Raw genomic sequence first — 25,968 nt, 5'->3', positions numbered from 1 at the left:
AACGCATCGTTAGCAAGAGAGCTGGCCCGATCCCCATTGGATGGGGGTCGGGCCTTTTGTCATCCGGTCGAAATGGTCATCCGGTCGAAACGGGACGCCTTCGAGCCGAAACGCCACTCCGACAAAACACCCCCAAGACGCAGCGCCCCCAAATCCGGATAATGGCCGCCATCCGCCCGGGTCCAGAATTCGAGGCGCAGCCACTTACCAACGCGGTCCTTCTCCATGGAAATCAAGGTCAACTATCTCGACAACCTGCGTCAGGAAGCGCTGTTCGATGACTTCACCGTCATCACCGACCAGCCGATCCGCTACAAGGGCGATGGCTCCGCACCGGGGCCGTTCGACTACTTCCTGGCGTCTTCGGCGCTGTGCGCAGCCTACTTCGTGCGGGTCTACTGCAACGCGCGGGACATTCCGACCGAGAACATCCGGCTTTCGCAGAACAACATCGTCGACCCGGAGAACCGCTACAACCAGATCTTCAAGATCCAGGTCGAGTTGCCGGACGATATCTCCGAGAAGGATCGCATCGGCATCCTGCGCTCCGTCGAGCGCTGCTCGGTCAAGCGGGTGATCCAGAACAACCCGGAATTCCAGATCGAGACGGTCAAGAGCATCGACGAAGACGCCCAGGCGCTGCTGATGGCGGGGACTCATGTCAAAGACGGCGAAGGCGAATCGACCTGGATCGAGGGCAAGGATCTGCCGCTGGAGCAGACCATCGCCAACATGACGAAGATCCTTGCGGACCTCGGCATGAAGATCGAGATCGCTTCGTGGCGCAATATCGTGCCGAACGTGTGGTCGCTGCACATTCGCGACGCCGCCTCGCCGATGTGTTTCACCAACGGCAAGGGCGCCACCAAGGAAGCCGCGCTCTGCTCCGCGCTGGGCGAGTTCATCGAGCGCCTCTCCTGCAACTTCTTCTACAACGATCAGTTCTTCGGCCCGGAGATCGCCGATAGCGATTTCGTCCATTATCCCGGTGAGAAGTGGTTCCAGCCGGGGCCGAATGACGAACTGCCGGTAGAAATTCTCGACGACCACTGCCGGGCGATCTTCGATCCGGAAGGCGAGCTGCGCGGCTCGCATCTGTTCGACACCAACTCCGGCCGGACGGATCGCGGCATCGTCTCGCTGCCCTTCGTGCGCCAGTCGGACGGCGAGACGGTCTGGTTCCCGTCGAACCTGATCGAGAACCTATATTTGAGCAATGGCATGAGCGCGGGCAACACCATCGCCGAAGCGCAGGTGCAGTGCCTTTCGGAGATCTTCGAGCGCGCGGTGAAACGACAGATCATCGAGCAGGAGATCGTGCTGCCGGACGTGCCCGAGGCCGTGCTGGCGAAATATCCCGGCATCGTTGAAGGCATCGAAGCGCTGGAAGCCCAGGGCTTCCCGGTGCTGGTGAAGGATGCCTCCCTCGGCGGTCGGTACCCGGTCGCGTGCGTCACGCTGATGAACCCGCGCACCGGCGGTGTCTTCGCCTCCTTTGGCGCGCACCCCAGCCTGCAGGTGGCGATCGAGCGCAGTCTCACCGAGCTGCTGCAGGGCCGAAGCTTCGAAGGCCTGAACGACCTGCCACCGCCCACCTTCAACTCCCAGGCTGTCTCCGAGCCCAACAACTTCGTCGAGCACTTCATCGACTCTTCCGGCGTCATCTCCTGGCGCTTCTTCAGCGCCCGGGCGGATGTCGAGTTCGTCGAGTGGGACTTCTCGGGCTCCAACGCGGAAGAGGCAGCCGCGCTGTTCGGCATTCTCGAAGCCGAAGGGCTGGAGGCCTACGTGGCGATCCATGAAGACCTGGGCGCGCCGGTCTGCCGCATCCTGGTGCCCGGCTACTCCGAGGTGTATCCGGTCGAGGATCTGGTCTGGGACAACACCAACATGGCGCTCGCCTTCCGCGAGGACATTCTCGACCTGCACGCGCTGGACGATGCACAGCTGGCCGACCTGCTCGAGCGTCTGGGGGAGAGCGAGCTCGACGACCAGATGAAGATCATCACCCTGATCGGCATCGAATTCGACGAGAACACCGTCTGGGGCCAGCTCACGATTCTCGAGCTGAAACTGCTGATCAACCTGGCGCTCGGCCAGCTCGAGGACGCGCTGGACAAGGTCGAGATGTTCCTGCAGTTCAACGACAACACCGTCGAACGCGGCTTGTTCTATCAGGCGCTGCTTGCCGTGCTGGAGATCACGCTGGATGACGAATTGGAGCTCGACGACTACCGCTACAACCTCAAGCGCATGTTCGGCGAGGACACGATGGCGGCTGTCGTCGGTTCCGTGGAAGGCTCGGTTCGTTTCGCCGGCTTGACGCCAACGAACGTGCAACTGGAAGGCCTGGATCGCCACCAGCGCCTGCTCGAAAGCTACCGAAAGCTGCATGCGGCGCGGGCGGCTCGGCAAGCCTGAACTCGCTCACGCAACCCGCATGGAGAGCCGCCCGCCGAGTGATCAAGCGGGCGGCTTTTCGTTTCGGCGTCAGCAATCGGAAAGATGGTTCACGCCGTCGGTGGCCGCAATCGACTCCAGGTCACAGGGATCGTCACCGCAGCATGTTGCGATCCGATCTCGGCCTATCGTGTCGCGCTATCCCCTTTCTCACGAGCTTCACATCCTCGTCATTCACGCCACCTAGCCTGTTGTCACTGGCACCACTGACCGCGAGCGGATGGAGACGGCACGATGACGATCGATCGAAAAGGCTTTTCCAGGCGTGACTTCCTGATCACCAGTGGCCATCTCGGCATCGGCCTCGGGTTGGCCGCCACCGGGCTGCTGGGGGCGCCGGCGATCATCATGGCGGAAGGTCGACGTCCGACGGTCGAAGGCGGCGTGATGAGCGGCGATGCGCTGACGGACCGCGCGATGCTGTGGGGGCGCGCCAGCATGCCATCGCGGATGCTGGTCGAGGTGGCCGACAACCCGGAGTTCCGCGGCGCCCGCCAGTTGCCTTGGGTCGACGTGCTGCCCAGCACCGACCTGATCGGCAAGATCGATGCGACCGGCCTTCAGGGAATGAATACCGTGCATTACCGGGTGCGTTTCGCCGCCCTGGGAGACGAACGCGCGGTGAGCGAGCCGATGGTCGGGCAACTGCGCTTGCCGCCATCCACCCCGCGCGACCTGCGTTTCGTGTGGTCGGGCGACGTCGTCGGCCAGGGCTGGGGGATCGACGAATCCCGTGGTGGCATGCGCACCTGGGAAGCGATGCGCCAGGTCCGGCCGGATTTCTTCATCCACTCCGGCGATACCGTCTATGCCGATGGCCCCCTGCAGGAGCGCGTCGCGCTGCCGGACGGCAGCGCCTGGCGCAATATCGTCACGCCGGCCAAGCAGAAGGTCGCCGAGACGCTAAACGAATATCGCGGCCAGCATGCCTACAACCATCTCGACGCCAACTTTCGCCGCTTCGCCGCCGAAGTGCCGATGCTGGCTCAGTGGGACGATCACGAGACGACCAACAACTGGTATCCGCAGGAGATTCTCGACAACGATCTCTATACGGAAAAGAACGTCGCGCTGCTCTCCGCCCGCGCCCGTCAGGCTTTTCTGGAATACATGCCGATTCGCCTGCCCGCTTCCGCCCCGCAACGGATCTACCGACGTTTCTCCTACGGGCCGGGGATGGAAGTGTTCATGCTGGACATGCGCAGCTATCGCGGCCCCAACAGCGCCAATCTGCAAGACGAGGAATCATCGACCACCGCGTTCCTGGGCGAAAACCAGTTCCGCTGGCTGCGCCAGGCGCTGAACGATTCCACCGCGACCTGGAAGATCATCGCCGCGGACATGCCCATCGGCATGGTGGTGCCGGATGGCGATCAGCTCGAAGCGATCGCCAACAATGATCCCGGCCAGCCGCTCGGGCGCGAAATGGAGCTCGCCCGGCTGTTGCAGGCCATTCGCGACGACGATATCCGTAACGTGGTCTGGTTCACCGCCGACGTGCACTACACCGCCGCACATCACTACGCGCCGGAGCGCGCCAGTTTCAAGGCGTTCAAGCCGTTCTGGGAGTTCGTCAGCGGGCCGATCCACGCCGGCACCTTCGGCCCCAGCGAGATGGACGCGACCTTCGGCCCCGAAGTGGTCTTCCAGAAGGCGCCACCGGAGGGCCAATCCAACCTGCCGCCCTCGGCGGGCTATCAGTTCTTCGGCCAGGCCGATCTGGACGCCGAGAGCGAAAGACTCACGGTCACGTTGAAGGATAGCGACGGAAACACGCTGTACACCCAGGTGCTCGAGCCGGAAGCCCGCTCCGCCAGCGCCTGAAGGGAGCGGACTGGAAACCGGAAACTTACACCAGCTTGCCCGGATTCATGATGCCGAGCGGATCGAGCGCGGCCTTGATCGCACGCATCACCGCCCAGCCTTCGCCATGTTCGGCCTCCATGTAGGCGCGCTTGCCGGTGCCGATGCCATGCTCGCCGGTGCAGGTGCCGCCGGCGGCCAGAGCGCGCTCGATCAGGCGCTGGTTGAATGCCGCCAGCGTCTCCAACTCTTGTTCACTATGACGATCCACGGCGACGACCAGATGGAAATTGCCGTCACCGACATGACCGAGCAGCGGCGCGACCAGGCCGCTTTCTGCGACATCGGCTTGCGTCGCTTCAATGCACTCGGCCAGCTTCGAGATCGGCACGCAGATATCGGTGGCTAGAAATTCCATTCCCGGACGCAGCGCCTTGGCGGCGTAGGCGGCATCGTGGCGCGCCTGCCATAGCGTCTGGCGCTCCTCTTCCTTCGTCGCCCAGGCGAAATCGCTGCCGCCGAACTCCTGGCACAGTTCCGCCATCGCTTCGGCCTGCTCCTTCACGCCGGCGTGGGTGCCGTGGAATTCCAGGAACAGGGTCGGCTTCTCGGCGTAATCGAGCTGGGAGAAGCGATTGACCGCCTGCATCGCGAGCGCGTCCATCAGCTCGATTCGCGCCATGGGTATGCCGTACTGGATCGAGGCGATGACGGTATCGATGGCGCCGGCGACGGTCTCGAACGCCACCGTCGCCGAGGAGATCGCCTCCGGCAGCCCGTGCAGCTTCACCGTCAGTTCGGTAATGATGCCGAGCGTGCCTTCGGCGCCGATCATCAGATGCGTCAGGTCGTAGCCGGCAGCGGACTTGCGCGCCCGCGTGCCGGTCTCGACGATGCGCCCGTCCGGCATCACCACCGTCATCGACAGCACGTTCTCGCGAATCGTGCCGTAGCGCACGGTATTGGTACCGCTGGCGCGGGTCGAGGCCATGCCGCCCATGCTGGCGTCCGCCCCCGGATCGACGGAGAAAAACAAACCGGTAGCGCGCAGATGGGTGTTGAGCTGGGTACGCGTCACCCCGGGCTGCACGGTGGCGTCCATGTCCTCCGAGCGAACGTCGAGAATCGCGTTCATGGCGGAAAGGTCGACGCACAGGCCGCCATGATCGGCGATCACCTGGCCTTCGATGGAAGTGCCGACACCGTAGGGAATCACCGGCACCCGGTGGGCCGCGCAGGCCCGCACGATCGCGGAGACTTCTTCGGTGGAGTGCGGAAAGCAGACGGCGTCCGGGGCGGCCGGATGGTGCCAGGACTCGTCATGCCCGTGCTGCTCGCGAATCCCCGCCACCGTGGTGATGCGATCGCCCAGCATTGGCTCGAGATCGGCGATCAGCGCCCAGAGCGTTTCCGCATCGGGGCGTGGGGGCAGTTTGGTCGCAGAGACAGTGGCATTCTCATTCCCGGCGGTCGATGGGGTTCTGGCGTTAAACGTGCTCATGGCAGTACTCTCAGCGTGGCGTGCGAGCTCACTTAGTAAGCGAGCTATCTTTCGCACCACAGCATACCGCAAGCCATCGCTACCGACTTCATGTCGAACGCGACAGATCAACGGATTCGCGCCGCTATCCGACAGATGAGCGACACGCATGACAGGACCGGATACCGTCCACGGCTGAGACAGCTGTGGAATACCCGTCAGCCCGGTCGACGATATTTTCTGACAGCGGTATCGCTTGACGGAGACGACTGCGCCACGTATACCAATTGATATGCCTTAAGGCTATCAAACGGAGTAATCGTCATGGACGTCCGCTTTACTCAATACCAGCCACCGAAAGCCTCGGCCTCCGGCTTCTGGCAACAGATCGGCCTACCGGCGCGAGGCCGCAAGTTGCACGAACTGCTGCATGAAGGCGTGGAGTACCGGGTCTATCCCAGGCTTGCCCAGGTGTCGGGGATCGAGCAGAAGGCACTGGCGCGCTATGTCGATATTCCTTCGGCCACGCTTAGCCGCCGTGCCAAGTCGGGCCGGTTCAAGTTGGCGGAAAGCGACCGACTGTATCGCTTTGCCGAGCTTTTCAAGGCGGCGCTGGATCTGTTCGAGGGCGATGCCGAAGGCGCTCGCGCATGGCTGCTCAAACCCAATATCGGCCTTGGTGGGCGCAAACCCATCGAGATGAGCGCGACGTCAGCCGAATATCAAACGGTACTGAACCTGATCGGGCGATTGGAGCACGGAGTCTCGGCGTGATGGAGGTGTACGCTTATCGGCTGGTCAAACGTAAATATCAGGACACCGCCTTCGATGGCGAAGGCGCACGGCTTTACGGGGGGCGCTGGAACAGCCCGGGCCGTGCCTGTGTCTATGTGGCAAGTTCCGAATCGCTGGCGCTGCTGGAAATCATGGTGCATCTGGAAAGCTATCGGTTGCTCGATGCCTATGCACTACTGCGCCTGACACTGCCCGCCGAGAGCATCTTGAGAGTTGGCGCAGAGGATTTACCGGACAACTGGCAGGAAGCGCCAGCGCCAGCAGAGACTGCCGATCTGGGCGATGGCTGGCTGACCTCTGGTCAAAGCCTGGCACTGGCGCTGCCCAGCGTGGTGGTGCCAAGAGAGTTCAACTACATGCTCAACCCCGGACATCCGCTGTTTGATCCGATTGTCGCAGCGGCCGAGCCCCTCCCCTTCAAGCCCGATCCGAGGTTGTAAACGGACGAAGGCAGCCAAGGCTGCCTTCGTGTCACGCGCTAGGTTCTCAGGGAACGCAATTCTCAGGCGGATACCGAATCTCGTGTCTCGGACACCGGTGCTTCGGCCCGGCCGATCACGCGTTCCAGATGCTCGCGGTATTCCGCCTGGTAGCGCTCGACTTCCGGTGCCTTGATCACATCGTTGGCGATGAAGCTCGGCAGCCCGGCCAGCCCGACGAATTCCTGCGACTTGTGGAAGGCGAAGTAGACGCCGTCGACACCGAGGCCTTCGAAGAAGTTGCCCGGCTCGTCGAACGCTTCGATCGGCGCGTTCCAGGTCAGCGACAGCATGTAGCGACGCCCCTGCAACAGCCCGCCGCTGCCGTACTGCTTGCTGGGATCGGTGCGCGTGCGCCCATCGCTGGCATAGAGAGAACCGTGGCCGGCGGTGAACACTTCGTCGATGTAGCGCTTGAGGGTCCAGGGCGCGCTCATCCACCAGCCCGGCATCTGATAGACGACGACATCCGCCCAGAGGTAATTCTGCACTTCGGCGTCGATATCGTAGCCCTGCTCGATCACCGTCTCGCGGAGTTCATGGCCCAGTTCGATCAGCGTGTGCCAGGCGATACCGTGCAGCGTATTGTTGAGTTCACCGCTGGAATGGGCAAACGGCTTGCCGCCATTGATCAATAGAATCTTCATCGTTCGAGCGTTCTCCATCGCGATCTTGAATGCCACGCCCCGGTGTTGCTCTGGCGCGGCGCAATGGCACCATTGTGGCGACAAACGGCAATGGATAAACCACGCTGGCGACAAGTCACTTTTGACTTAGAATCAACAAACGTTCGATTTTTTTGAGAACCGCCATGAAAAGCACGCTCGAGGAACAGCTGGCGTTCGTCGCCGTGGTCGACCGCGGTTCCATCACGGCCGCCGCCGAGGGGCTGGACATGACGGTCTCCGGCGTCAGCCGCGCGCTCAATCGTCTCGAGCGCAAACTGGGCACGACGCTGTTGCGACGGACGACGCGACGGCTGGAGTTGACCGAAGAAGGCGAGACGTTCCTCGGCCACGTGCGGTCGATTCTCGCCGCCGTTGACAGCGCCGAGGAAGCCATCGCCCACCATCAGGACCGGCCCCAGGGGCGGCTTCGCATCAACGCGGCGCCGAGCTTCATGCAGTTCGTGCTCGTGCCGGTGATCGGGGAATTCCGTCAGCGCTACCCCGGTATCGCGCTGGAGCTCGACACCCACGACCGCTTCGTCGATCTGCTCGAACAGCGCGTCGACCTCGCCATCCGTATCGGCGAGCTGGAAGACTCTTCGCTGCACGCGCGCCCGCTCGGCAACAGCCCGCTGCGACTGTTGGCGAGCCCCGAGTACCTGACTCGACGCGGCGTTCCCCGGAGCGTCGACGATCTCGCCCACCACAGCCTGCTCGGCTTCAGCCAGCTGGATCATCTCAATCGCTGGCCGCTGCTCGACGGGCGCGGCGAGCCGTTACATGTCAGGCCGACGCTTTCCGCTTCCAGCGGCACGACGCTGCTCGAACTCGTCATGGCGGGCGAGGGCATCGCCTGCCTGGCCGACTACGTGACGATCGCCCCGCGCCGGCAAGGCCTTCTCGTCGATATCCTGCCCGATCAGACGCAATTCCAGACCCAGCGCATCAATGTCGTCTACTACCGCCAGACCGCCCTCTCCCAGCGCGCCCGGCTGTTCATGGATTTCCTGGCCGAACGGCTGCCGGGACGGTATGTGAGCGCGTGACCGCGAACGACTTCACTGCCCGAAATCTCGCCTGCCCCTACTCCTCGCCACGTCGTTCACCCCCGTCAATCCAGCGCGCGGTTCTCGCTGGTATGCGGTCGGCCGCCGACTAAGCTCGATAAGTGACAAGCATGAACCTACAAGGAGTATCGATGATGACTCGAGGTCTCGGAGGCCGGTCTCCGGCCAATATCTCAAGCTATCTTGGCGGTATCGATTTTCCGGCAGGCAAGAACGATATCGTTGAGCACGCCAAGAAAAATGGTGCGGAATCCGACGTCATGAAAGTCGTCGAAGCCTTGCCCGAAGGCCAGTACGAAAACATGGCCGATGTCATGAAAGGCGTGGGGGAGGCCGAATAAGCCGGACGGCTTCGATTCAGGGATGCGTAACCCAACGATGGCCTTCGTTCGACTACGAGGCCGGTAGTTTTCAAGGAGATGAACGATGAGTAGCGATCCCATGCAACAGCTTCATTCATGGCTCAAGGACGCTCATGCCATGGAAGAGCAGGCCGAGCAGATGCTGACCGCCCAGGCCAAGCGTCTGGAGCATTATCCCAAACTGCAGGCGCGCATTACCCAGCATATCGATGAAACCAAGTCCCAGGCCGCTCGGCTCGAGGAGTGTCTGGAGTCGATGAATACCAGCACCTCGACGATGAAAGACCTGGGCGGGAAGTTCGCCGCGATGGGCCAGGCGATCGGCGGTTCCATGGCGCCCGACGAAGTGGTCAAGGGTAGCGTCGCCAGTTACGCCTTCGAGCACTTCGAGATCGCCAACTACCGTGCGTTGATCGCTGCCGCCGATCAGTTGGGTGAGATTCGTATCAAGGAAGTCTGCGAAAGCATCCTCCAGGAGGAGCTGGCCATGGCGAAGTGGCTGGAAGACAACCTCGACGACGTTACCCGTGCCTTCCTCGCCCGGTCGGAAAGTGACGAACTGAGCGGTAAACGGTAAACGGTAAACGGAAAAGACAGATATTGCTGGCTTGTCGAACCGAGGCTCAACATCATCGTTGAGCCTCTTTCGTTGGTGCCTTTCCCAGAGTTCCTGATTTGCCGGGCTTACTCTATGGCCTCTGACCTCGAGCTTTATGACCTCGAGCTTTATGACCTCGAGCTCTATGACCTCGAGGCTTGGCCTCAAGGCTCAAAGACGACACGCAGGCAGTCGTCGCTCTTGTGCTTGAACATGGCGTAGCCTTGGGGGCCCTCTTCCAGCGAAGCGGTATGGGTCATGAGGTAGGAAGGGTCGAGTTCGCCGGCCTGAATGTGTTCGAAGATCCGTTCGACATAGCGCTGCCCCGGCTGCTGGCCCGATTTCATCGTCAGCGCCTTGTTGACGACCGCGCCGATCGGGAACTTGTCCATGAAGCCCGCGTAGACGCCAAGCACGGACACGGTCCCTCCCTTGCGACAGGAGTGGATCGCCTGGCGCAGCGCCGCACCGCGTTCCGTCTGCAGCCGCATCATCTGCTTCGTACGGTCGTAGACATCTTCGAGCTTGTGTTCGGAATGCGCTTCCATGCCCACGCAGTCGATGCATCGGTCGGGGCCGCGCCCGCCGGTCAGGCTCAACAGCGCATCATGAATGTCATGCTGGGTGTAGTTCAGCCCGATCGCCCCGCCCTGCTTGCGAGCGAGGTGCAGCCGGTCCTCGAATCGGTCGATGGCGATGACCTGCTCGGCGCCCATCAGATAGGCGCTTCGAATGGCCATCTGCCCGACACCCCCGCAGCCCCAGACGGCGACCGTGTCGCCCGGCTCGATATCGGCGATATCGGCGCCGTAATAGCCCGTGGGAACGGCATCCGAGACGAACAGCGCCTTCTCGTCGCTGATGCCCTCCGGCACCTTGAACAGATTGACGTCGGCGAACGGCACCCTGACGTAGGTGGCATGGCTGCCGGCGTATCCGCCGAATGCATGGCTGTAGCCGAAGATGCCCGTACAGGCGTGTCCGTAGAGTTCCTGGGTGAACGTGGGATTGGGATTGGAGTTGTCGCAGCAGGAGAACTCCTGACGCTGGCACGGCTGACAGTCGCCACAGCCCAGGATCGAGATCGCGATGACCCGATCCCCACGGCTGAACTGGGTCACCCCGCTTCCTGCCTCGACCACTTCTCCCAGAAACTCGTGCCCGAGCACGTCGCCGGCGTGCATCGTGGGTACGTAACCATCCAGAAGATGCAGGTCGGAGCCGCAGACGGACGACAGCTTGACCCGAACGATGACGTCACGGGGGTTGATCAATTCCGGATCGGGCAACGTCTCGACGCTCAGCCGATTGGTGCCTTGCCATGTCAATGCTCGCATGAAGACTCTCCTTGTTCCTGTTCGGCCTATGTCACGTCCCGCGGAAACCCTTCATGATCGACAAGGCCAGCCGACGACGGGATTCGTCTGAAAGCGGGGCGTGTCTTGGCGATCGCTGATGATCGAATCCCCGGACAGGCCCGATTTTCCAGTTCCCATTCCCAAATCTCAGGTAAACGGTCGCGATGCCGTGATCTCGCCGGTTTCCATCTTCTGCTTGAAGCGCCGGAGGTTGCGGTGCAGCCAATGGGAAGTGCCGCCCGATCCCTTGTCGGCCAGATAGCCCAAGTGGCCTTTGGCGGGTTCGTAGGTCACGTAGCACTGGACTTCCGTCCCGCCTCTGCCTGGCGCGTCCTGAAAACGCACCCAGCCGGAAAACGGCGGCAGAGCTTCCGAGTCGGAGACCCACTCGAGGAACTCCCCCTCCCGATCGTCGACGAGACGCACAAGAAGCTGTTTCGCGGGGTCGCTATCCAGGATCCAGCGTGTCGTCCGATCGTCAACCTGCTCGATATGCATGGCGGGCGTCAGAACTTCGGCCAGCTTGTCGGGCGCGCGCCAGAAACGGTAGAGCTCATCGCGAGGCTTGTTGACGGTCACGCTGTGCGAGACCACCCTGGCCGCCTGCCAATGATGCGCTTCGGCCACGTGCTTCTCGTAAGGAGAGGCCGAGAGTGCGCCCTTGAGCCGACACTCTCCCTTTATGGCCCGATAGACCAGCATTCCTGACAGGATGGCCTGCCCCCAACCCATGAGGCCGCCTTTTCTCAAACCGCCTGCTATCCCCCACAAACCACCGCCCAGCGAAGCCCAGCGTTCCACGCCAGTGACCGGAGCCATATCCTGCTTGCGGGTATGCGAAAGCGTATGTCGCGCTTCGGAAGACATCGAATTTCTCCCTTTTCAGCCGGATCGCGGTAGGTCGCGGTCACGGTCGACGATAGTGCCTGTTGGCAATGTTTAACGTTAGCCGATCGCCAATCCCGCGAGCGCACCGATGCCCGGCGGCGTTAAAGCACATCAAATCCGATCGCAGAATTCCGATCGCGAGGCAACGTCAAGGCAGCGTCAACGCTTTGACAGGTATCGATTAGCGCAGATAAAAAACCGCGGTTCATCGTACCGAAGGAGTGCTTCTCGACACCCGAAAAAAGGGCTACGTTGAGAAAGCAGTTGTCTGAGGAGAACTCATCCACGAACGGATTCGGTATAGGTTACCAACATGGAAAATGAACGTAGCTATAGAGCGACAATTACTCTGGCCGGCCGACGACAACTACTGTGACCGGTTGCCCTAAGCTTGACCGCTTGTCCCGACCCACCAGGGAGCCGGTATGGCGGTCACCAGCCAACAGGTCACGCTCTATATGTCGCAACGTCAACAAGGCCAGACCCAGGAGGTCGCCGCCGCCAAGGCCGGCCTCTCCGTCAGAACCGCTCGCCGCCTCGAACGCCGGGCCGAGTCCTCCGAGCCGCCGGCATCACGGCACTGGCGAACCCGGCCCGACCCCTTCGCCGATGTGTGGGAGACCACGCTCGTCCCCCAGCTGGCCGCCGCCCCGGGCTTGCAGGCACTGACCCTGCTGGAGTGGTTGCAGGAGCAGCACCCCGGCCAGTACCCGGACAGCCTGCTGCGAACCCTGCAGCGCCGGGTCAAGGGCTGGCGAGCCGCGCACGGCCCGGAGAAAGAGGTAATGTTCCCGCAAACCCATGGCCCCGGGCTGCGCGGCCTCTCCGACTTCACCGAGCTCAAGGGGATTGTCATTACCGTGGCAGGGGAGCTGCTTGATCACCGGCTCTACCACTTCCGCCTGGCCTACAGCGGCTGGTGTTATGTCCGGGTGGTGCTCGGTGGCGAGAGCTACCCGGCGCTGGCTGAAGGCCTGACCCGTGCGCTGGAGCGGCTTGGCGGTGTCCCCGCGGAGCACCGCACCGACAGCTTGTCGGCGGCCTTCCGCAACCTCGGCCGGGAGGCGGAAGCCGACCTCACCGAGCGTTATGCTGCCCTGTGCGCTCACTACGGCATGACGGCCACCCGTAATAACCCAGGGCGCGGCCATGAAAACGCCAGCATCGAGTCGCCACATGGCCACTTCAAGCGGCGCCTGCAACAGCGCCTGACGCTGCGCGGCTCCCAGGACTTCGCTAGCCTCGATGACTACCAGGCCTTCCTCGATGAGGTGACCACCGCGATCAACCGCCGCAACGCGGCCCGGATCACCGTCGAGCGTGGCGCGCTGCAGCCACTGCCCAGCCGGCCCGGTACCGACTACAGCGAGGTGACGGTGCGCGTCACTACCTCCAGCACCATCCAGGTGCGCAAGGTGCTCTACTCGGTGCCGTCCCGGCTGATCGGCGAGAACCTGCGGGTGCACCTTTACGATGATCGCTTGGTGCTGCATCACGCACAGCAAGCATTGCTGACGCTGAGGCGGCTGCATGCCACGCCGGAAAGCGGCCGGTTGCGGGTCATCGATTACCGCCATGTGATCGGCTGGCTGGTCCGCAAGCCCCGGGCGCTGGCGGGGCTGACGTTCCGCGACGACCTGTTGCCGAGTGCGGAGTGGCGCGAGCTGTACGCCCGGCTGACCGCCGCCTTGCCGGTCGCCGAGGCCTGCAAGCGCATCGTTGGCGCTCTGGCGTTGGCCGCCGAGCAGGACCAGGCCGAGGCGATCGCCAGTTACTGGCTGGGCGCCCTGGCGCGCGGGAAGAGCCCGACGCTGGCCGAGCTCCAGGCCCGCTTCGCCGCCACGCCGAGCGCCACGCTGGTTTTCCCCCAGGTGACTCAGCATGACATCGCCAGCTACAACCATCTGGTGCCCAGCGTGCCGACCACAGAGGTGTGCTGCCATGCCTGATGCCCAGACGCTGCCGCTGCTACTGCGACAGCTCCGCCTGCCCACCATGGCCGCCTGCTGGCCCCAGCTGGAAACCCGCGCCCGAGCCGAAAACTGGAGCCTGCCACAAACACTGGCCGCCCTATGCGAGCACGAGCTGGCCGAGCGTGAGCGACGCCGGCTGGCCCGGCACCTCAAGGAGGCCCGGCTGCCGGTGGGCAAGACGCTGGAGTCCTTCGAGTTCGACGCCATCGCGGCCGAGCAGCGCCAGCAACTGAGCGCCTTGGCCGGCGACACGCAGTGGGTCGACCAGGCTCACAACCTGCTGCTGTTTGGGCCCTCCGGCGTCGGCAAGAGCCACGTGGCGGCCGGGCTCGGGCATACGCTGGTCGACCAGGGTTACCGGGTGCGCTACGCCACCGCCTCAAGCCTGGTCCAGGAGCTCCAGGCTGCCAAGCAGGCACTGCGCCTGAGCGACGCCCTGATCAAGCTCGACAAGTACGCCGTGCTGGTGATCGACGATATCGGCTACGTCCAACGCAGCGAGGCCGAGACGTCAGTGCTGTTCGAGCTGATCGCCCATCGCTACGAGTCGGCCAGCCTGATCATCACCGCCAACCAGCCGTTCAGCGCCTGGGACAGTATCTTCCCCGACAGCATGATGGCCGTGGCCGCCATCGACCGGTTGGTGCACCACGCCACGCTGATGGAGCTGAGCGGGGAGAGCTACCGTAAGCGTGCTTATCAACGACAATTACAAGGAGGAAAAGCTGGGTCGTCGGACTGACGACAACTACCCCACCCAACCGGCCATTTTAATTGTCGCCAAGCGGCCAAAGTAGTTGACGTCGCATACGTAGCGCTGTCTATGACGGCGAAAGTCGGTTGGTGGGTAATGTCATCAAGGAAAACGGTACGCAAAACGTATTGATGGAAACCGAGGAAGGCACCACTTACCGTATTCCGATGGAAAAGCTGACTCGCCATGACACGCACTGGGTCTTGAACGATCCGGTGGGTCACTTTCCTGCCGTTCCTTCCGAGCAGGAAATGCAGGCCCGTGTGGACGACATGAGCGCGGACAGTTTCCCGGCGAGCGATCCACCCAGCTTTACGCCCGGCAAGCCGGATATCGAAAGATGATTTCTTTCGGATGGAAACCGCTTACTGAAACCTCAAAAAAGGCCCTCGCCATGAGGGCCTAATCGATCCGGAACTCGAGACTTATCCCGCTTTCTGATTCACGTTCTGCTTGGCCAGCTTGGAGAGCTTGTCATCGGTGGCCTTCTCTTCCTTGAGCGTCTCGGCAAGGATATCTTTGGCTTCGGTATAACCGAGCTGCTCAGCCATTGCGCACAAGGTGCCATAGGCGGCAATTTCATAGTGCTCCACCTTTTGAGCCGCACCTATCAAGCCTGCGTCCAGAACGGGGCCTTTCTCCGCATTATCGATGAGTTCTTGAGACTCTTCGATCAGACTCTCCATGACATAGCACTTGGTGCGCTTGATTCGAATATCAGGAATCGTATCCGCCACTTTCTCGAGCCGTTCCACCTGCCCGCGGGTTTCTTCAAGGTGTTTTTTGAAGGCTTCCACCAGCTGATCGTTATCGGCGGCACGTGCCAGCTTGGGAAGTGCGCGAGTAATTTGCTTTTCTGCACTATTGACGTCAGAAAGCAAGTGAATAAAAAGATCGTTAGCGCTTTTAATGACCATATCGAAACTCCATTGGATTGACCAAACGGTTGCCATGACCGGTTTCACGAAGCGTTTGCGAAACTGACGACCAAAAGCTCACGCGTTCAGTTGATGCATTCCATGCTTTTCATTGTGCAATCGGCAATCGCCAAGCACGACCTAAAGTTAGCAGCCCCTGCCAGCCGGGAAATCCTCATATCATGTTTTTATGTAACCGATATGAGTCACTGGCAATGGATGCCACCGGCTAGCCGATGGATCAATGTATAGTCATAAAAGGGTAGAGTTTATCGACAAAAACTCCCATGGATTAATGTCGATAAACCCGGCTAACGAAAAGCAGTGTATACGCGGCCGGGTTGGTCAGGATTAACGATCATTATTGATCTCCATCAATCCTGCCCCCGCGTAGAAACAGACCGGACGCAACGCGAAGCGTCTTTTCATCGCTCAACGCGAAACGCCTCTTCCTCCATGAACAGCCGTTACGCTCTGCGATGAATCAAGCCGGGTCCAGCAGCGTAGTCAACGGTTTACCGTCCAGCGAATCGGTGGGCAGGCCGAGCAGCCTGGCGAAGGTCGCCCCGGCGCTGTCCATGCGCTGGATGCCGCGAGCCGTATCGAATGGCAACTCGACACCGCCACGAATCCCCAAGCCATGGAAAAACGCCACGCCGTGATTGGAAGCGAACGCGGTGCTGGCGGTAGGCACCTGCGGGCCGTGGTTGGCGCCGGGGGTAACGAGTTCGGCCACCGTATCGCCGCGTTCGTTGGTGCCCCAGACGAAACCGGGGGCGTAGGCGAACAGCACGTCACCCATCAGCTCGCCCCAGTAGCCCAGCGGGCTGGCATCCTGCTTCTTGAGTGCCAGCGCGACCACGTTGCGTTCGCCGCTTGTCGTCTCGACGTACCAGGTGGTCAGCGCCTTGAGGATGCGCGTCTGTACCCGCTCGATCTCGGCTGTCGGCACGAGATTGCGATTGACGAAGATCTCCAGTCCGCCACGCTCGTCCTTGAGAAACGCCTGGCTCGCGGCGACGTCGGGCTTGCCTTCGCCATCGATCGTGCACAGGTCGAATTCGGCCAACCGCCTGTGGATATCACAAAGGTGGCTATTGGGCACGTCGCCGTGATCGGAGGCGAGCACCACCACCGTGTCGTCGTCGCAACCGTCCAGCGCCCGGCCCACGGCGTCATCGAGAACCCGGTAGGAACGCCGGATCACCTCGAGATAGCGCGCGGCATCGTCGGCTGCGTAGAACTTCGATTCGGGATCGCATTGCGCCAGACAGGTGTGATGAGTCTCGTCGTTGAGCCGGAAGACCGTGGCAAAGAGCTGGAAGCCTTCTTCGTTGAGCAGCGTCAGGGCACTGTCGACCAGCCACTCGAGCTGATAGCGCCCTTCCTCGAAGCTGGTCTCGAAGTAGCGTGTATCCGGGTCGGCGGAGACCGCCCATTTGGAAATGAACGGGCCATGGCGCTCGATCAACCGCTGGGCCACCTCGGGTTGCCCGCTGGCGGGCGCGGGCGCGGTCACCTGGGATTGCAGCAGATCGATTCTGCCGCTGGCGGCGTCGAAGTCGAGCAGCTTGAAGCGTATCGCCGTGCGCTTACCTTCGAGTTCGAGCGGCAGCCATTCGCTCCACTCGCCGACGCTCAGGCTGGCCTCGCCGTCCGCCAGGGTGAGCTGTAGACGTTCGCCGTTCGGGCTCAGCGTTACCGGCACGGGCTCGCCACGATGCGCGGGAATCAGCGCGACGAAGCCGTCACCCGCACGCTCGATGGCAAAGCGATTGTGCTTCTGATGGTGCGCCAGCGTGCCGGTGGGCGGCCACCCCAGGGCTTCGGTCTGGGGTGTAGCCTCCCAGCGATCGAGCCGAGTGCTGTGCAGGCACGCCGGAGCGAGCTCCATCGGTGCCGGCCCGCTCCCGCTCCAGAACGGGGCGAAGCAGAGATCCTCAGGGCCGGTCGGCTTGAGACTCTCGGGAAAATGCACCAGCGCCGCTCGCTGCCCCGCGGCGCTCATCAGCTCCAGCAGGTGTTGCGTGCCACTGGGCGGCAGTCGCTGGCCGACCCAACTGGTGCCCGGCGCCTGACCGGTCAGAAACGTCACGAAGTTGGTGTCACCCCAGGTCGAGATGTAGGGCAGCAGCCGCGTCGAGCCGCCTTCATCGCGCAGGCGCTGGATGTTGGGCAGCACGCCCTCGGCGCAGAAGCGCTCGACGAGCTCGGGGATCAAGCCGTCGACGCCCAACAGCAGGATTTTACGGTTCTGACTCATGTGGCTCTCCTGTGGGCACGGCTTAGCGGATGGTGTAGTGATCGATGATCGAGCGGTCGATCTCGATACCCAGGCCGGGCTTGTCGAGCACCTCGACACAGCCGTTGGCATTGAGCTGGAATTCGCCGCCGATCAACTCCTGGCGGAACGGATGGGCGGACTGGTCGTATTCGAGCATGGGTTCGTCGGGCGTCAGCGACAGCGGTTGCGGCGGCAGCGTGGCGATGAACTGCACCGCCGCCGCCAGCCCGATGCCAGTCCCCCAGACGTGGGGAATCAACGGCACGTGCCAGGCCTGGGCCATGGCGGCGATCTTCTGGCACTCGGTGAGACCGCCGGCGGCGCCGAGATCCGGCTGGATGACATCGAGCACGCCTTCGCTGATCAGGTCGCGATAGCCGATCTTGGTGTACTCGTTCTCGCCGGCGGCAATCCAGGTACGGGAAATCCCCTTGAGCTCGCGATAGCCGTGACGGTTCTCCGGGCTCAGCGGCTCCTCGAACAGGTGCACCCGTGTCTCTTCGAGTTCCATCAGGATGCGCCGTGCCGCCGGCACGCTGTAGGCGCAGTTGGCATCCATCATCAGCGCGATGTCGTCACCCACCGCTTCGCGCACCGCGCGCATGTCGCGAATGTCCGCCTCGATACCGAAACCGGTCTTGAGTTTCATCGCCCGGTAGCCATTGGCCTGGTGGCGCAGCGCCTCCTCGACCACCTCTTCGGGATACTTTCCGCCTTCGCGACGATAGAAGCCGGTGGCGTAAGGCCGGATCTCGTTGCGAAATGCGCCCCCCATCAGGCGATGAATCGGCTGGCCCAGCGCCTTGCCTGCGAGATCCCACAGCGCGATGTCGATCGCGGCAATGCCGAACAGCGCCGCCCCTTTCTGACCGTAGGGCCGGGTGTGGTTGTACATCGTCTCCCACAGCACTTCGCGGTCGAAGATCGAGCGGCCGATCACCAGCGGCTTGAGCGCATGCTCGACCATCGCCTGGGCGACCTGCGGCGGCTGCAACCCGTGATTGATGCATTCGCCCCAGCCCACCAGGCCGTCATCGGTATGAATTTCCACCAGCATTGCCGTGCGCTGATGCACCCAGCCCTGAGAGAAGGAGAAAGGCTGCTCCAGCGGCGCGGCCAGCACGTGGGTCTTGAGGTCAGTAATGATCATGGCAAGAAATCGCTCTGCGGGTAGTATCGGCGAAGGAAGAAAAATCGAAGGTGTCGATGCTCATGCGCGGCTACTCGAAGGCGATACGGGCTCGCGTCGGGCTGCGATCTTCGCCCGCCAATCGAGCACGCCCGCCACCGTCGTCCAGACCAGGAACAGCCCGATCAACGCGAACAGCGTCGTGGCGATGCCGCTATGGGTGAAGAACGAGAAGAAGTCGCCGCGCGAGATCAGAAGCCCCCGGCGTAGCGAGCTTTCCAGCTCCGGCCCCAGCACCATGCCAATGACCAGCGGCGCCAGCGGATAACCGCCGCGTCGCAGCACGTAGGCGAGAATGCCGGTCAGCGCCGCGACCACCAGATCCAGCGGATTACCGCGCACCGACACCGCGCCGATGAAGCTGAACATCACGATGCCACCCATCACGAAGCCCAGCGGCAGCTTGAACAGGTAGCGGAACAGGCCGATGGAGGGTTTGCTGAGAACCAGCATGGCCACGTTGACGATGATCAGCACCACGAACAGCGCATAGACCGTCTGCGCCTGGTCGACCATCAGACGAACGCCCGGCGTAATGCCGTGGATCACCATCGCGCCCATCATCATCGCCGTGACCACATCGCCGGGAATGCCCAGCGCCAGGGTGGGGATGAAGGCGCTGCCGGTCACCGCGTTGTTGGAAGATTCCGAGGCGATGATGCCGTCGGGCTCGCCCTTGCCCAGATTGGCCCGCCGCGGCGACAGCTTCTGGGCCGCGGCATAGCTGATGAAGGCCGCTGCTGCCGCCCCGGTGCCCGGCAGCGCGCCGACGAAGCTGCCGATGAACGAACCCCGCACCAGTTCGATCAGACGGCGGCCGATCTCGCGCAGGTTCGGGAAGCGCAGCCGCGCCTCGGGAATGGTCGTCGCCTCTTCGTCTCGCGCCGAGAAACGCACGAAAACTTCCGACAGCGCGAAGGCCCCCACCACCACCGGGATCAGATCCAGCCCGGAGCTGAGCGCGTAGGTGCCGAAGGTGAAGCGGTCGGCGCCAGTGATCGGGTCACTGCCCACCGTCGAGAAGAAGAAGCCCATCATCCCGCAGACCAGCCCCTTGAGCAGGCTGCCGCGGGAAATCCCGACGATGCACAGCATCGCCAGACAGACCAGCGCGAACACCTCGATCGAGCCGAAATTGACGGCGAACTTGGCCAGCTGAGGGGCGCAGAAGATCAGCAGCACGCAAGAGAGCACGCCGCCGAAGAAGGAAGCAAAGGTGGCCCAGCCCAGCGCTTCGTCGACGCGGCCCTGCTGGGTCATCGGATAGCCATCGAAGGTGGTCGCCGCCGACTGCGGCGTGCCGGGGGTATTGATCAGAATCGCGGTGATCGAACCGCCATAGACCGAGCCGCAGTAGACGCCGATCAGCAGCGCCATGCTGGTAATGACATCCATGCCGAAGGTGAACGGCAGAAAGATCGTCAACCCGACCACCGACCCCAGCCCGGGCAGGCCGCCAATGATGATGCCTGCCCAGGTGCCGATCACGATGGCGAGCAGCGCCTGCCAGGTGAAGGCATCGTTGATTGCCGCCAGAATCACATCCATCTCAGATCACTCCATTCGTGAGCAGCGCCGGCAACCGGATCATCAGCACGTGGTGAAACAGGAACCACAAACCGCCACCGATCACGATCGTGCCCAGCAGCAGCGGCAATGGCCGCCGGATACGAAACAGCCATAGCGTCAACGCCACCAACGGCAACGCCGGGATCAGAAAGCCGAGACTCGCCGTGGCAATCGCCGCGATCAATATCGCCGCCATCAACAGCGGCAGAGGCGTCAGCGTCACGCGTTTCACCGGGACGCGGCGGATCAACTCGCCGATCAGGATCGCCAGCGCCACTACGCACCAGATCGTCAGCACGATGCGGGGGACCAGCATGGCGCTTGCCGGCCCCTGCCACGCGGTGATCGAAAGACCGGCGCCAGCCAGCAACAGGGCCAGCGCGGTCAATACTCGAGGATGGATCAAGAATGCGAACATGGGACCGCGGCTCCTGAGAAATCGAGAGAACAAGAGGTCGAAAGAACGGGTTACGGCGTCAGGCCAGCGTCCTTGAGCACCTGCTTGTTGGCCGCGAAGCGCTTTTGCACGAACGCCTTGAACTCATCCGGTCCGAGATAGGCGATATCCGCCTTGGCCTTGTCGGCGAATGACTTGAACTTGTCCGATTCCACCGTCGCCTTGCACGCCTCGGCATACTGCTGAGTGCGCTCCTCGGAAATTCCCTTGGGCGCGACGACGCCCTGCCAGACGGCGAAGTCCATCTCCGCCAGGCCGAGTTCCTGCATCGTCGGCACGTCGGGATAACCCTCTACTCGGTTCTCTGCAAAGACCGCCAACGGGCGCAGGTCGTAGTTTTCGAGGATGGTCTCGGTATCGGCCATGATCTGGATCTCGTTGCCGGCAAGCGCATTCATCGCCGGGCCGGAACCGCTGTAGGGCACGTGCTCCGCCTTGAGATCGCTGTTGACCGTCAATGCCGCCATGGCGAGGTGAGGCAACGTACCGGGGCCGGAAGAGCCATACAGGAAGGGATATTCCTGCGATTCCTCGACCAGTTGCTTGAACGACTCGATATCGGAGGATTTCGAGACCATCAGGAACATCGGATTGGAAACGGTGCGGCAGATGTAGGTGAAGCTGTCCGAGCCATAGGGCAGCTTCTTCAGCGAAGGCTGGATCGACAGCGCACCGGCGGGTTCGTAGCCGATGATGTTGGGGTTGCCTTCGCTGTTGGCGACCTCCGCCGTACCGACCGTGGCGCTGGCGCCGGCCACGTTACGTACCACCGAGGTGACGCCCAGCTGCTGCGAGAAGATCGGCTCGAAGCTGCGCGCGACGATGTCCGTAGCGCCACCCGCCGCGAACGGCACGATGATATCCAGATTGTCGGCGGCCACTGCCGAATGGGTTGCGCCGATCAGCGCGAGGGCGGCCAGCGAATAACGCAATGATGTCATGGTTAGCTCCATTTTTTCGTAGCGCTGCGAAATCGGCGGAAACAGAACGCTTGGCTGTCGTCATTAGACTCGTGAGCGCCCTTTCGGTCTAGTTCGAACTCTTTCTCTCGCCTAAGCCTTTGGACGAATAACGGATGCCCGCCGAGATGGATTAGAATCGTAGCGCTACGATTTTGACCGGACAATCGCTGCCAATCGTCCATTCGTCGTAGCCTTAGACCAAAGGACAAGTAGCCGCGCCGACACGGCAGAGCGTCGCTTCAGCCCGGACCGTAGCCGGAGAGAAGACGAAGCCTCAGCGTTGACTGGATACACTAGCGAACGGCATCGACACGAAAGCAATGACATTCATACGTTATCAGCGAGACACCGGGTGCGAGGACCGATACACCCCGGTGATCGCGAAGGAAGGGGCCAGAAGCCGTGGCAAGAAGCAGACGCAGTTCCCAGCGCGTGACCATGGGCGAAGTCGCCCAGTTGGCCAACGTTTCGCCGAGCACGGTATCGCTCTACCTGCGTCGTCCCGATGAGGTCTCCTCCCGGCGTGCCGAGAAGATCCAGTCGGCCATCGACCGCCTGGGCTATCTGCCGAATACCATGGCTGGCGGGCTGGCCTCGTCGCGCTCCAATGTGATCGGCGTGCTGGTGCCGACCATCACCAACTCGTTCTTCTCGGAAACGCTCGAGACGCTGGAGCGCCATCTGCGTAGCGCCGGTTATCAGCTGTTGATCGGCAATACCGAGTTCGACGACTCCCGGGAAGAGGAACTGATCCGGTCGATTCTGAGCTGGAACCCCGCCGGCCTGGTGCTGACCGGCTTTCTGCACAACCGCAAGTCGCTGTCGGTGCTCGCCAGCAACGACACGCCCATCGTCGAAATGTGGGATTACGGCCAGCCGGGGCTGGATATGATCGTGGGCTTTTCGCATCACACCTGTGGCCGCCTGGTGGCCGAACACATGTTGCGCCAGGGCCGGCGCCGAATGGCCTTCGTCAGCACCAACTTCCAGCGTGACGTGCGCGCCCGCGACCGCTATCACGGCTTTCGAGACGCGGTCGAAGCTGCCGGCGGCACCGTCGAGCTGCGCGAGCTGAGCGGACGCAGCCATGCCGAGGAGACCGGCCATCTGACCCAGGCACTGATGCAGGCCCACCCCGAGATAGAAGCCATCGGCTGCTCCAACGACATGGTGGCGCTTGGCGTACTGTGCGAATGCCAGCGCCAGGGCTGGGAGATCCCCGGCCGGCTCGCCCTCGCCGGCTTCGGCAACCTGGACTTCACCACCAGCACCGTCCCGCCGCTGACCACCGTCGAGCCACCGCGCCGGGAAATCGGCCAGCACACCGCCCGACTGCTGCTGTCACGCCTCAGGGGGGAACTGCCGGAAAGCGATAAACGGCTGGACCTGGGGGTGAGGCTGGTGGAGCGGGAGAGCGCATGACGATCCGGGGTGTGAGGCAACATAGTGGATCGACGCCTTACGCGGCAGTGGCTGCGCAAGATTCTACAGCATCGCATAGCCAATCATGAACGCGAATGAAATTGAGAAGAATTATCATTATTGACTGACAGGTGTGTCCTCCGGATAATCCTCGAGCCGCCATAAAAAAACCGCGGGTATATAAGAAGAGATCATTCACTTTCGGGGACACCACGATGAGCGGTCGCAATCGCACGATCGTGAGCCGCGAGAAACCGTCATGGTGTCATCACACCACCACGGCGATTCTCTGCGGTTCAGCACTATTCACCATTCCCGCGCTCGGAAACGCGCAGCAGACAGGGAGCGACGATGGGGCGTACCGCCTATCTCCCGTTATCGTCAACGCTCAGGCAGCGCCTGACGACGACGCCGATACCGTCGTAGCGCGGGAGCTTTGGGTAGGCGGGAAGGTCGCTACCAGCATTCAGGACACGCCCGCTTCCGTCTCGGTGATTACCCAGAAAGAGATCGAGCAGCGCGACGCCCAGACTACCGAGGAGGTTCTGCAATACACCCCCGGGGTCATCACTGACTATTACGGTACCGATGACCGCAACGACTATTTCCAGATTCGCGGCTTTCAGGCCACGACCTATCGCGACGGGATGACGCTGGGCTCCATGCGTGGCGTGCGTGAAGATCCATACGCCTACGAGCGCATCGAGGTGCTGCGCGGCTCGAACTCGACGCTGTTCGGCCCCGCCGACCCGGGCGGATCGGTCAACTTCGTCAGCAAGCGACCACGATTCGAGCGCTTCGGCAACGGCTTTCTCTCCTACGGATCGTTCGATCACAAGGAAGCCGGCATCGATGTCGGCGATGTCCTGGATTCCGACCAGACACTGGCCTATCGCTTCACCGGAAAGATTCAGAACAGCGACCGAGAGTACGATCACTCAAAGGATAACAGTGGTCTTTTGATGGGCGGCCTGACGTGGGAACCGACGGATCAAACCACGGCAACGCTGATCGTCGACTATCTCAACCGAGACGACACGCCCAATAGCGGCGGCTATCCGCTCGACCGAGAGTATGACCGCGACGACTTCTTCGGCGAGCCCGGCTTCAACGATCAAGACGTCGATCGCACCAGCATCACCGGCCAGCTGCGCCACGACTTCGAAAACGGCCTGACGCTGAGCACGAACCTGCGTTATAGCGATCTCAAGGATGACTTTCAGTACGTCTATATCAACGATGTCGCTGCGCGCACCAGCACGGTGGTGAACCGAGACTATTTCGGTACCGATACCGAAGCTCACGAGTTCATCGGTAATACCATCCTGCAGTACGATGCTAGCTTCGGCGAGATCGACAGCAGCACCCTCGGTGGTATTGAGTACCGCGACGCCTCGACTGATAGCCAGTCGATCTACGGGAATGCGGAACCCATCGATATCACCAACCCGGTTTATAGTGGCGGTCCCGAAGACCTGACGCCCTACCGGTACGAAAACCAGGATTACCAGACTCGTTCGGTCTTCCTGACGCAAAATCTCTCTTTCTATGATCGCTTCGTGGTCAGCGCCGGCGTACGCAACGACTCGATGGATCTCTCGAGCGAGGGGGAATCCTACGGCGCCGCTTTCGACGACAGCGACGATTTCTCGGAGACCACCGTGCGTGGCGCACTGACCTATATCGTCAACGACGAACTCTCCACTTACGTCAGCTACGTAGAGTCGGTCGCACCGCCCACCATTGGCGTCACGCCGGAGCGCGGCAAGCAGCAGGAGATCGGTCTGAAATACTCGCCCGACGGGATGAACGCCCAGTTTTCTGCGGCGATCTACAACCTGGAAAGAGACAACGTGACCATCGCCGTAGTGCAGGACAATGGCGCCATCGACCAGCAAACCATCGGAACGTCCCGGGCGCGCGGTCTCGATCTCGAGGCCAAAGCCGAGCTGACCGATAATCTGAGCATCGTCGGCGGTTACTCCTATCTGGATACGGAGGTCGAAGAGGGCACGCTGCGTGATGGCACCTCGATCAAGGGCAACGATTTCGCCATCGCTCCGAAACACACCGCGATGCTCTGGGGTTACTACACGCTGCCGGGCGAGAAGATGAGCGTCGGTCTGGGCGCCCGCTACACCGATGGCTACTACTTCGATGCCGCCAATACCTCGAAGAGCGATTCGGCAACGCTGTTCGACGCCGCCTTCGACTATCGGATCGTCCAGAACACCGACTTCACGATCAACGTCAGCAATATCTTCGACGAGCAGCACGTCGTCGGCTCCGGCACGGCCAACTACTACAACCCGGGCCGCGAGATTCGGGCGAAAGTCAGCTACCACTGGTAACGCCAACGATAGCGTTTTAACGTCCTCGAGCGGTCGAGATCGCTCGGGGGGAGTGCTCGTACTTCTACCGTATACGTCGCCTTCGGATTTCCAGTTACAGCGACGCTGCAGAGCGTGCTGACACACAAAACG

Annotated in this window: 23 protein-coding genes; 12 read left to right on the top strand and 11 right to left on the bottom strand. The window is 62.1% G+C overall.

The window, feature by feature from the left end:
• Positions 1-59: 59 nt before the first annotated feature.
• Positions 60-242 (bottom strand): hypothetical protein, encoded by a 183-nt coding sequence (locus R5R73_RS00595; protein WP_143543309.1) that lies wholly within the window; start codon positions 240-242, stop codon positions 60-62.
• Between R5R73_RS00595 and R5R73_RS00590 the strand changes: the two genes are divergently transcribed.
• On the top strand, positions 226-2,421 hold the full coding sequence (locus R5R73_RS00590) for an OsmC domain/YcaO domain-containing protein (protein WP_322528475.1): 2,196 nt from the start codon (positions 226-228) through the stop codon (positions 2,419-2,421). The two genes, R5R73_RS00595 and R5R73_RS00590, sit on opposite strands and share 17 nt — an antisense overlap.
• A gap of 273 nt (positions 2,422-2,694) precedes the next feature.
• Positions 2,695-4,284 (top strand): alkaline phosphatase D family protein, encoded by a 1,590-nt coding sequence (locus R5R73_RS00585; protein ID WP_087720549.1) that lies wholly within the window; start codon positions 2,695-2,697, stop codon positions 4,282-4,284.
• Positions 4,285-4,309: 25 nt separating this feature from the next.
• On the opposite strand, the gene R5R73_RS00580 is transcribed toward R5R73_RS00585, so the two are convergent.
• Positions 4,310-5,764 carry an FAD-binding oxidoreductase gene (locus R5R73_RS00580; protein ID WP_322528474.1) on the bottom strand — a complete coding sequence of 485 codons (1,455 nt, stop codon included), beginning with the start codon at positions 5,762-5,764 and terminating at the stop codon, positions 4,310-4,312.
• Between the two features lie 303 nt (positions 5,765-6,067).
• On the opposite strand from R5R73_RS00580, the gene R5R73_RS00575 reads away from it, so the two are divergent.
• Both R5R73_RS00575 and R5R73_RS00570 read left to right on the top strand, forming a co-directional pair.
• On the top strand, positions 6,068-6,517 hold the full coding sequence (locus R5R73_RS00575) for an antitoxin Xre/MbcA/ParS toxin-binding domain-containing protein (RefSeq protein ID WP_087720548.1): 450 nt from the start codon (positions 6,068-6,070) through the stop codon (positions 6,515-6,517).
• Complete coding sequence (locus R5R73_RS00570; protein ID WP_322529545.1) at positions 6,517-6,978, top strand: RES family NAD+ phosphorylase; 462 nt, start codon at positions 6,517-6,519, stop codon at positions 6,976-6,978. Before R5R73_RS00575 ends, R5R73_RS00570 begins: the two co-directional genes overlap by 1 nt.
• Before the next feature lie 62 nt (positions 6,979-7,040).
• Here R5R73_RS00570 and R5R73_RS00565 read toward each other — a convergent pair whose 3' ends face one another.
• Positions 7,041-7,664: an NAD(P)H-dependent oxidoreductase gene (locus R5R73_RS00565; RefSeq protein WP_322528473.1), complete on the bottom strand. Its 624-nt coding sequence runs from the start codon at positions 7,662-7,664 to the stop codon at positions 7,041-7,043.
• Between the two features lie 164 nt (positions 7,665-7,828).
• On the opposite strand from R5R73_RS00565, the gene R5R73_RS00560 reads away from it, so the two are divergent.
• From R5R73_RS00560 to R5R73_RS00550, 3 genes are all read left to right on the top strand, one after another.
• Positions 7,829-8,731 carry a LysR substrate-binding domain-containing protein gene (locus R5R73_RS00560; protein ID WP_071232358.1) on the top strand — a complete coding sequence of 301 codons (903 nt, stop codon included), beginning with the start codon at positions 7,829-7,831 and terminating at the stop codon, positions 8,729-8,731.
• Between the two features lie 152 nt (positions 8,732-8,883).
• On the top strand, positions 8,884-9,093 hold the full coding sequence (locus R5R73_RS00555; protein ID WP_244179947.1) for a DUF2795 domain-containing protein: 210 nt from the start codon (positions 8,884-8,886) through the stop codon (positions 9,091-9,093).
• An 85-nt stretch (positions 9,094-9,178) separates the two neighbouring features.
• On the top strand, positions 9,179-9,691 hold the full coding sequence (locus R5R73_RS00550; protein ID WP_071232359.1) for a ferritin-like domain-containing protein: 513 nt from the start codon (positions 9,179-9,181) through the stop codon (positions 9,689-9,691).
• A 185-nt stretch (positions 9,692-9,876) separates the two neighbouring features.
• Here the strand turns inward: R5R73_RS00550 and R5R73_RS00545 are convergent, their stop codons facing one another.
• Both R5R73_RS00545 and R5R73_RS00540 read right to left on the bottom strand, forming a co-directional pair.
• Positions 9,877-11,049, bottom strand: a complete 1,173-nt coding sequence (locus tag R5R73_RS00545) for a zinc-dependent alcohol dehydrogenase (protein WP_087720270.1) — start codon at positions 11,047-11,049, stop codon at positions 9,877-9,879.
• A gap of 168 nt (positions 11,050-11,217) precedes the next feature.
• Positions 11,218-11,937 (bottom strand): hypothetical protein, encoded by a 720-nt coding sequence (locus R5R73_RS00540; RefSeq protein WP_087720271.1) that lies wholly within the window; start codon positions 11,935-11,937, stop codon positions 11,218-11,220.
• 446 nt (positions 11,938-12,383) lie between these two features.
• Between R5R73_RS00540 and istA the strand changes: the two genes are divergently transcribed.
• The 3 genes from istA to R5R73_RS00525 all read left to right on the top strand — a co-directional run bounded on the left by istA (position 12,384) and on the right by R5R73_RS00525 (position 15,029).
• The gene (istA, locus tag R5R73_RS00535; RefSeq protein ID WP_416221188.1) at positions 12,384-13,907 is read left to right on the top strand and encodes an IS21 family transposase; all 1,524 of its coding nucleotides are present in this window, start codon (positions 12,384-12,386) and stop codon (positions 13,905-13,907) included.
• Positions 13,900-14,673 carry an IS21-like element helper ATPase IstB gene (gene istB, locus R5R73_RS00530; protein WP_322527534.1) on the top strand — a complete coding sequence of 258 codons (774 nt, stop codon included), beginning with the start codon at positions 13,900-13,902 and terminating at the stop codon, positions 14,671-14,673. The genes istA and istB overlap by 8 nt, the downstream gene beginning before the upstream one ends.
• Positions 14,674-14,774: 101 nt before the next feature.
• Complete coding sequence (locus R5R73_RS00525) at positions 14,775-15,029, top strand: hypothetical protein (protein WP_322528472.1); 255 nt, start codon at positions 14,775-14,777, stop codon at positions 15,027-15,029.
• Positions 15,030-15,110: 81 nt separating this feature from the next.
• Here R5R73_RS00525 and R5R73_RS00520 read toward each other — a convergent pair whose 3' ends face one another.
• The 6 genes from R5R73_RS00520 to R5R73_RS00495 form a co-directional block, all read right to left on the bottom strand.
• Positions 15,111-15,602 carry a ferritin-like domain-containing protein gene (locus tag R5R73_RS00520; RefSeq protein WP_071232363.1) on the bottom strand — a complete coding sequence of 164 codons (492 nt, stop codon included), beginning with the start codon at positions 15,600-15,602 and terminating at the stop codon, positions 15,111-15,113.
• A gap of 484 nt (positions 15,603-16,086) precedes the next feature.
• Positions 16,087-17,865 (bottom strand): alkaline phosphatase family protein, encoded by a 1,779-nt coding sequence (locus R5R73_RS00515; protein ID WP_322528471.1) that lies wholly within the window; start codon positions 17,863-17,865, stop codon positions 16,087-16,089.
• Positions 17,866-17,887: 22 nt separating this feature from the next.
• Positions 17,888-19,036: a mandelate racemase/muconate lactonizing enzyme family protein gene (locus R5R73_RS00510; protein ID WP_322528470.1), complete on the bottom strand. Its 1,149-nt coding sequence runs from the start codon at positions 19,034-19,036 to the stop codon at positions 17,888-17,890.
• Between the two features lie 60 nt (positions 19,037-19,096).
• Entirely contained in the window at positions 19,097-20,623 is a 1,527-nt protein-coding gene (locus R5R73_RS00505) for a tripartite tricarboxylate transporter permease (protein ID WP_071232366.1), read from the bottom strand.
• A 1-nt stretch (position 20,624) separates the two neighbouring features.
• Positions 20,625-21,062 carry a tripartite tricarboxylate transporter TctB family protein gene (locus R5R73_RS00500; protein WP_322528469.1) on the bottom strand — a complete coding sequence of 146 codons (438 nt, stop codon included), beginning with the start codon at positions 21,060-21,062 and terminating at the stop codon, positions 20,625-20,627.
• A gap of 50 nt (positions 21,063-21,112) precedes the next feature.
• A complete protein-coding gene (locus R5R73_RS00495) occupies positions 21,113-22,042 on the bottom strand; it encodes a tripartite tricarboxylate transporter substrate binding protein (RefSeq protein ID WP_322528468.1) in 930 nt (309 codons plus the stop codon).
• 423 nt (positions 22,043-22,465) lie between these two features.
• Between R5R73_RS00495 and R5R73_RS00490 the strand changes: the two genes are divergently transcribed.
• Positions 22,466-23,485 (top strand): LacI family DNA-binding transcriptional regulator, encoded by a 1,020-nt coding sequence (locus tag R5R73_RS00490; protein ID WP_322528467.1) that lies wholly within the window; start codon positions 22,466-22,468, stop codon positions 23,483-23,485.
• A gap of 215 nt (positions 23,486-23,700) precedes the next feature.
• Positions 23,701-25,836 (top strand): TonB-dependent siderophore receptor, encoded by a 2,136-nt coding sequence (locus R5R73_RS00485; protein WP_322528466.1) that lies wholly within the window; start codon positions 23,701-23,703, stop codon positions 25,834-25,836.
• Positions 25,837-25,968 lie beyond the last annotated feature (132 nt).

This window comes from Salinicola sp. LHM (assembly GCF_034479735.1).
Classification (GTDB): Bacteria; Pseudomonadota; Gammaproteobacteria; order Pseudomonadales; family Halomonadaceae; genus Salinicola; species Salinicola salarius.
Note: the sequence above shows the minus strand (reverse complement) of the source record. Positions and strands in the feature narration are given on the sequence as shown.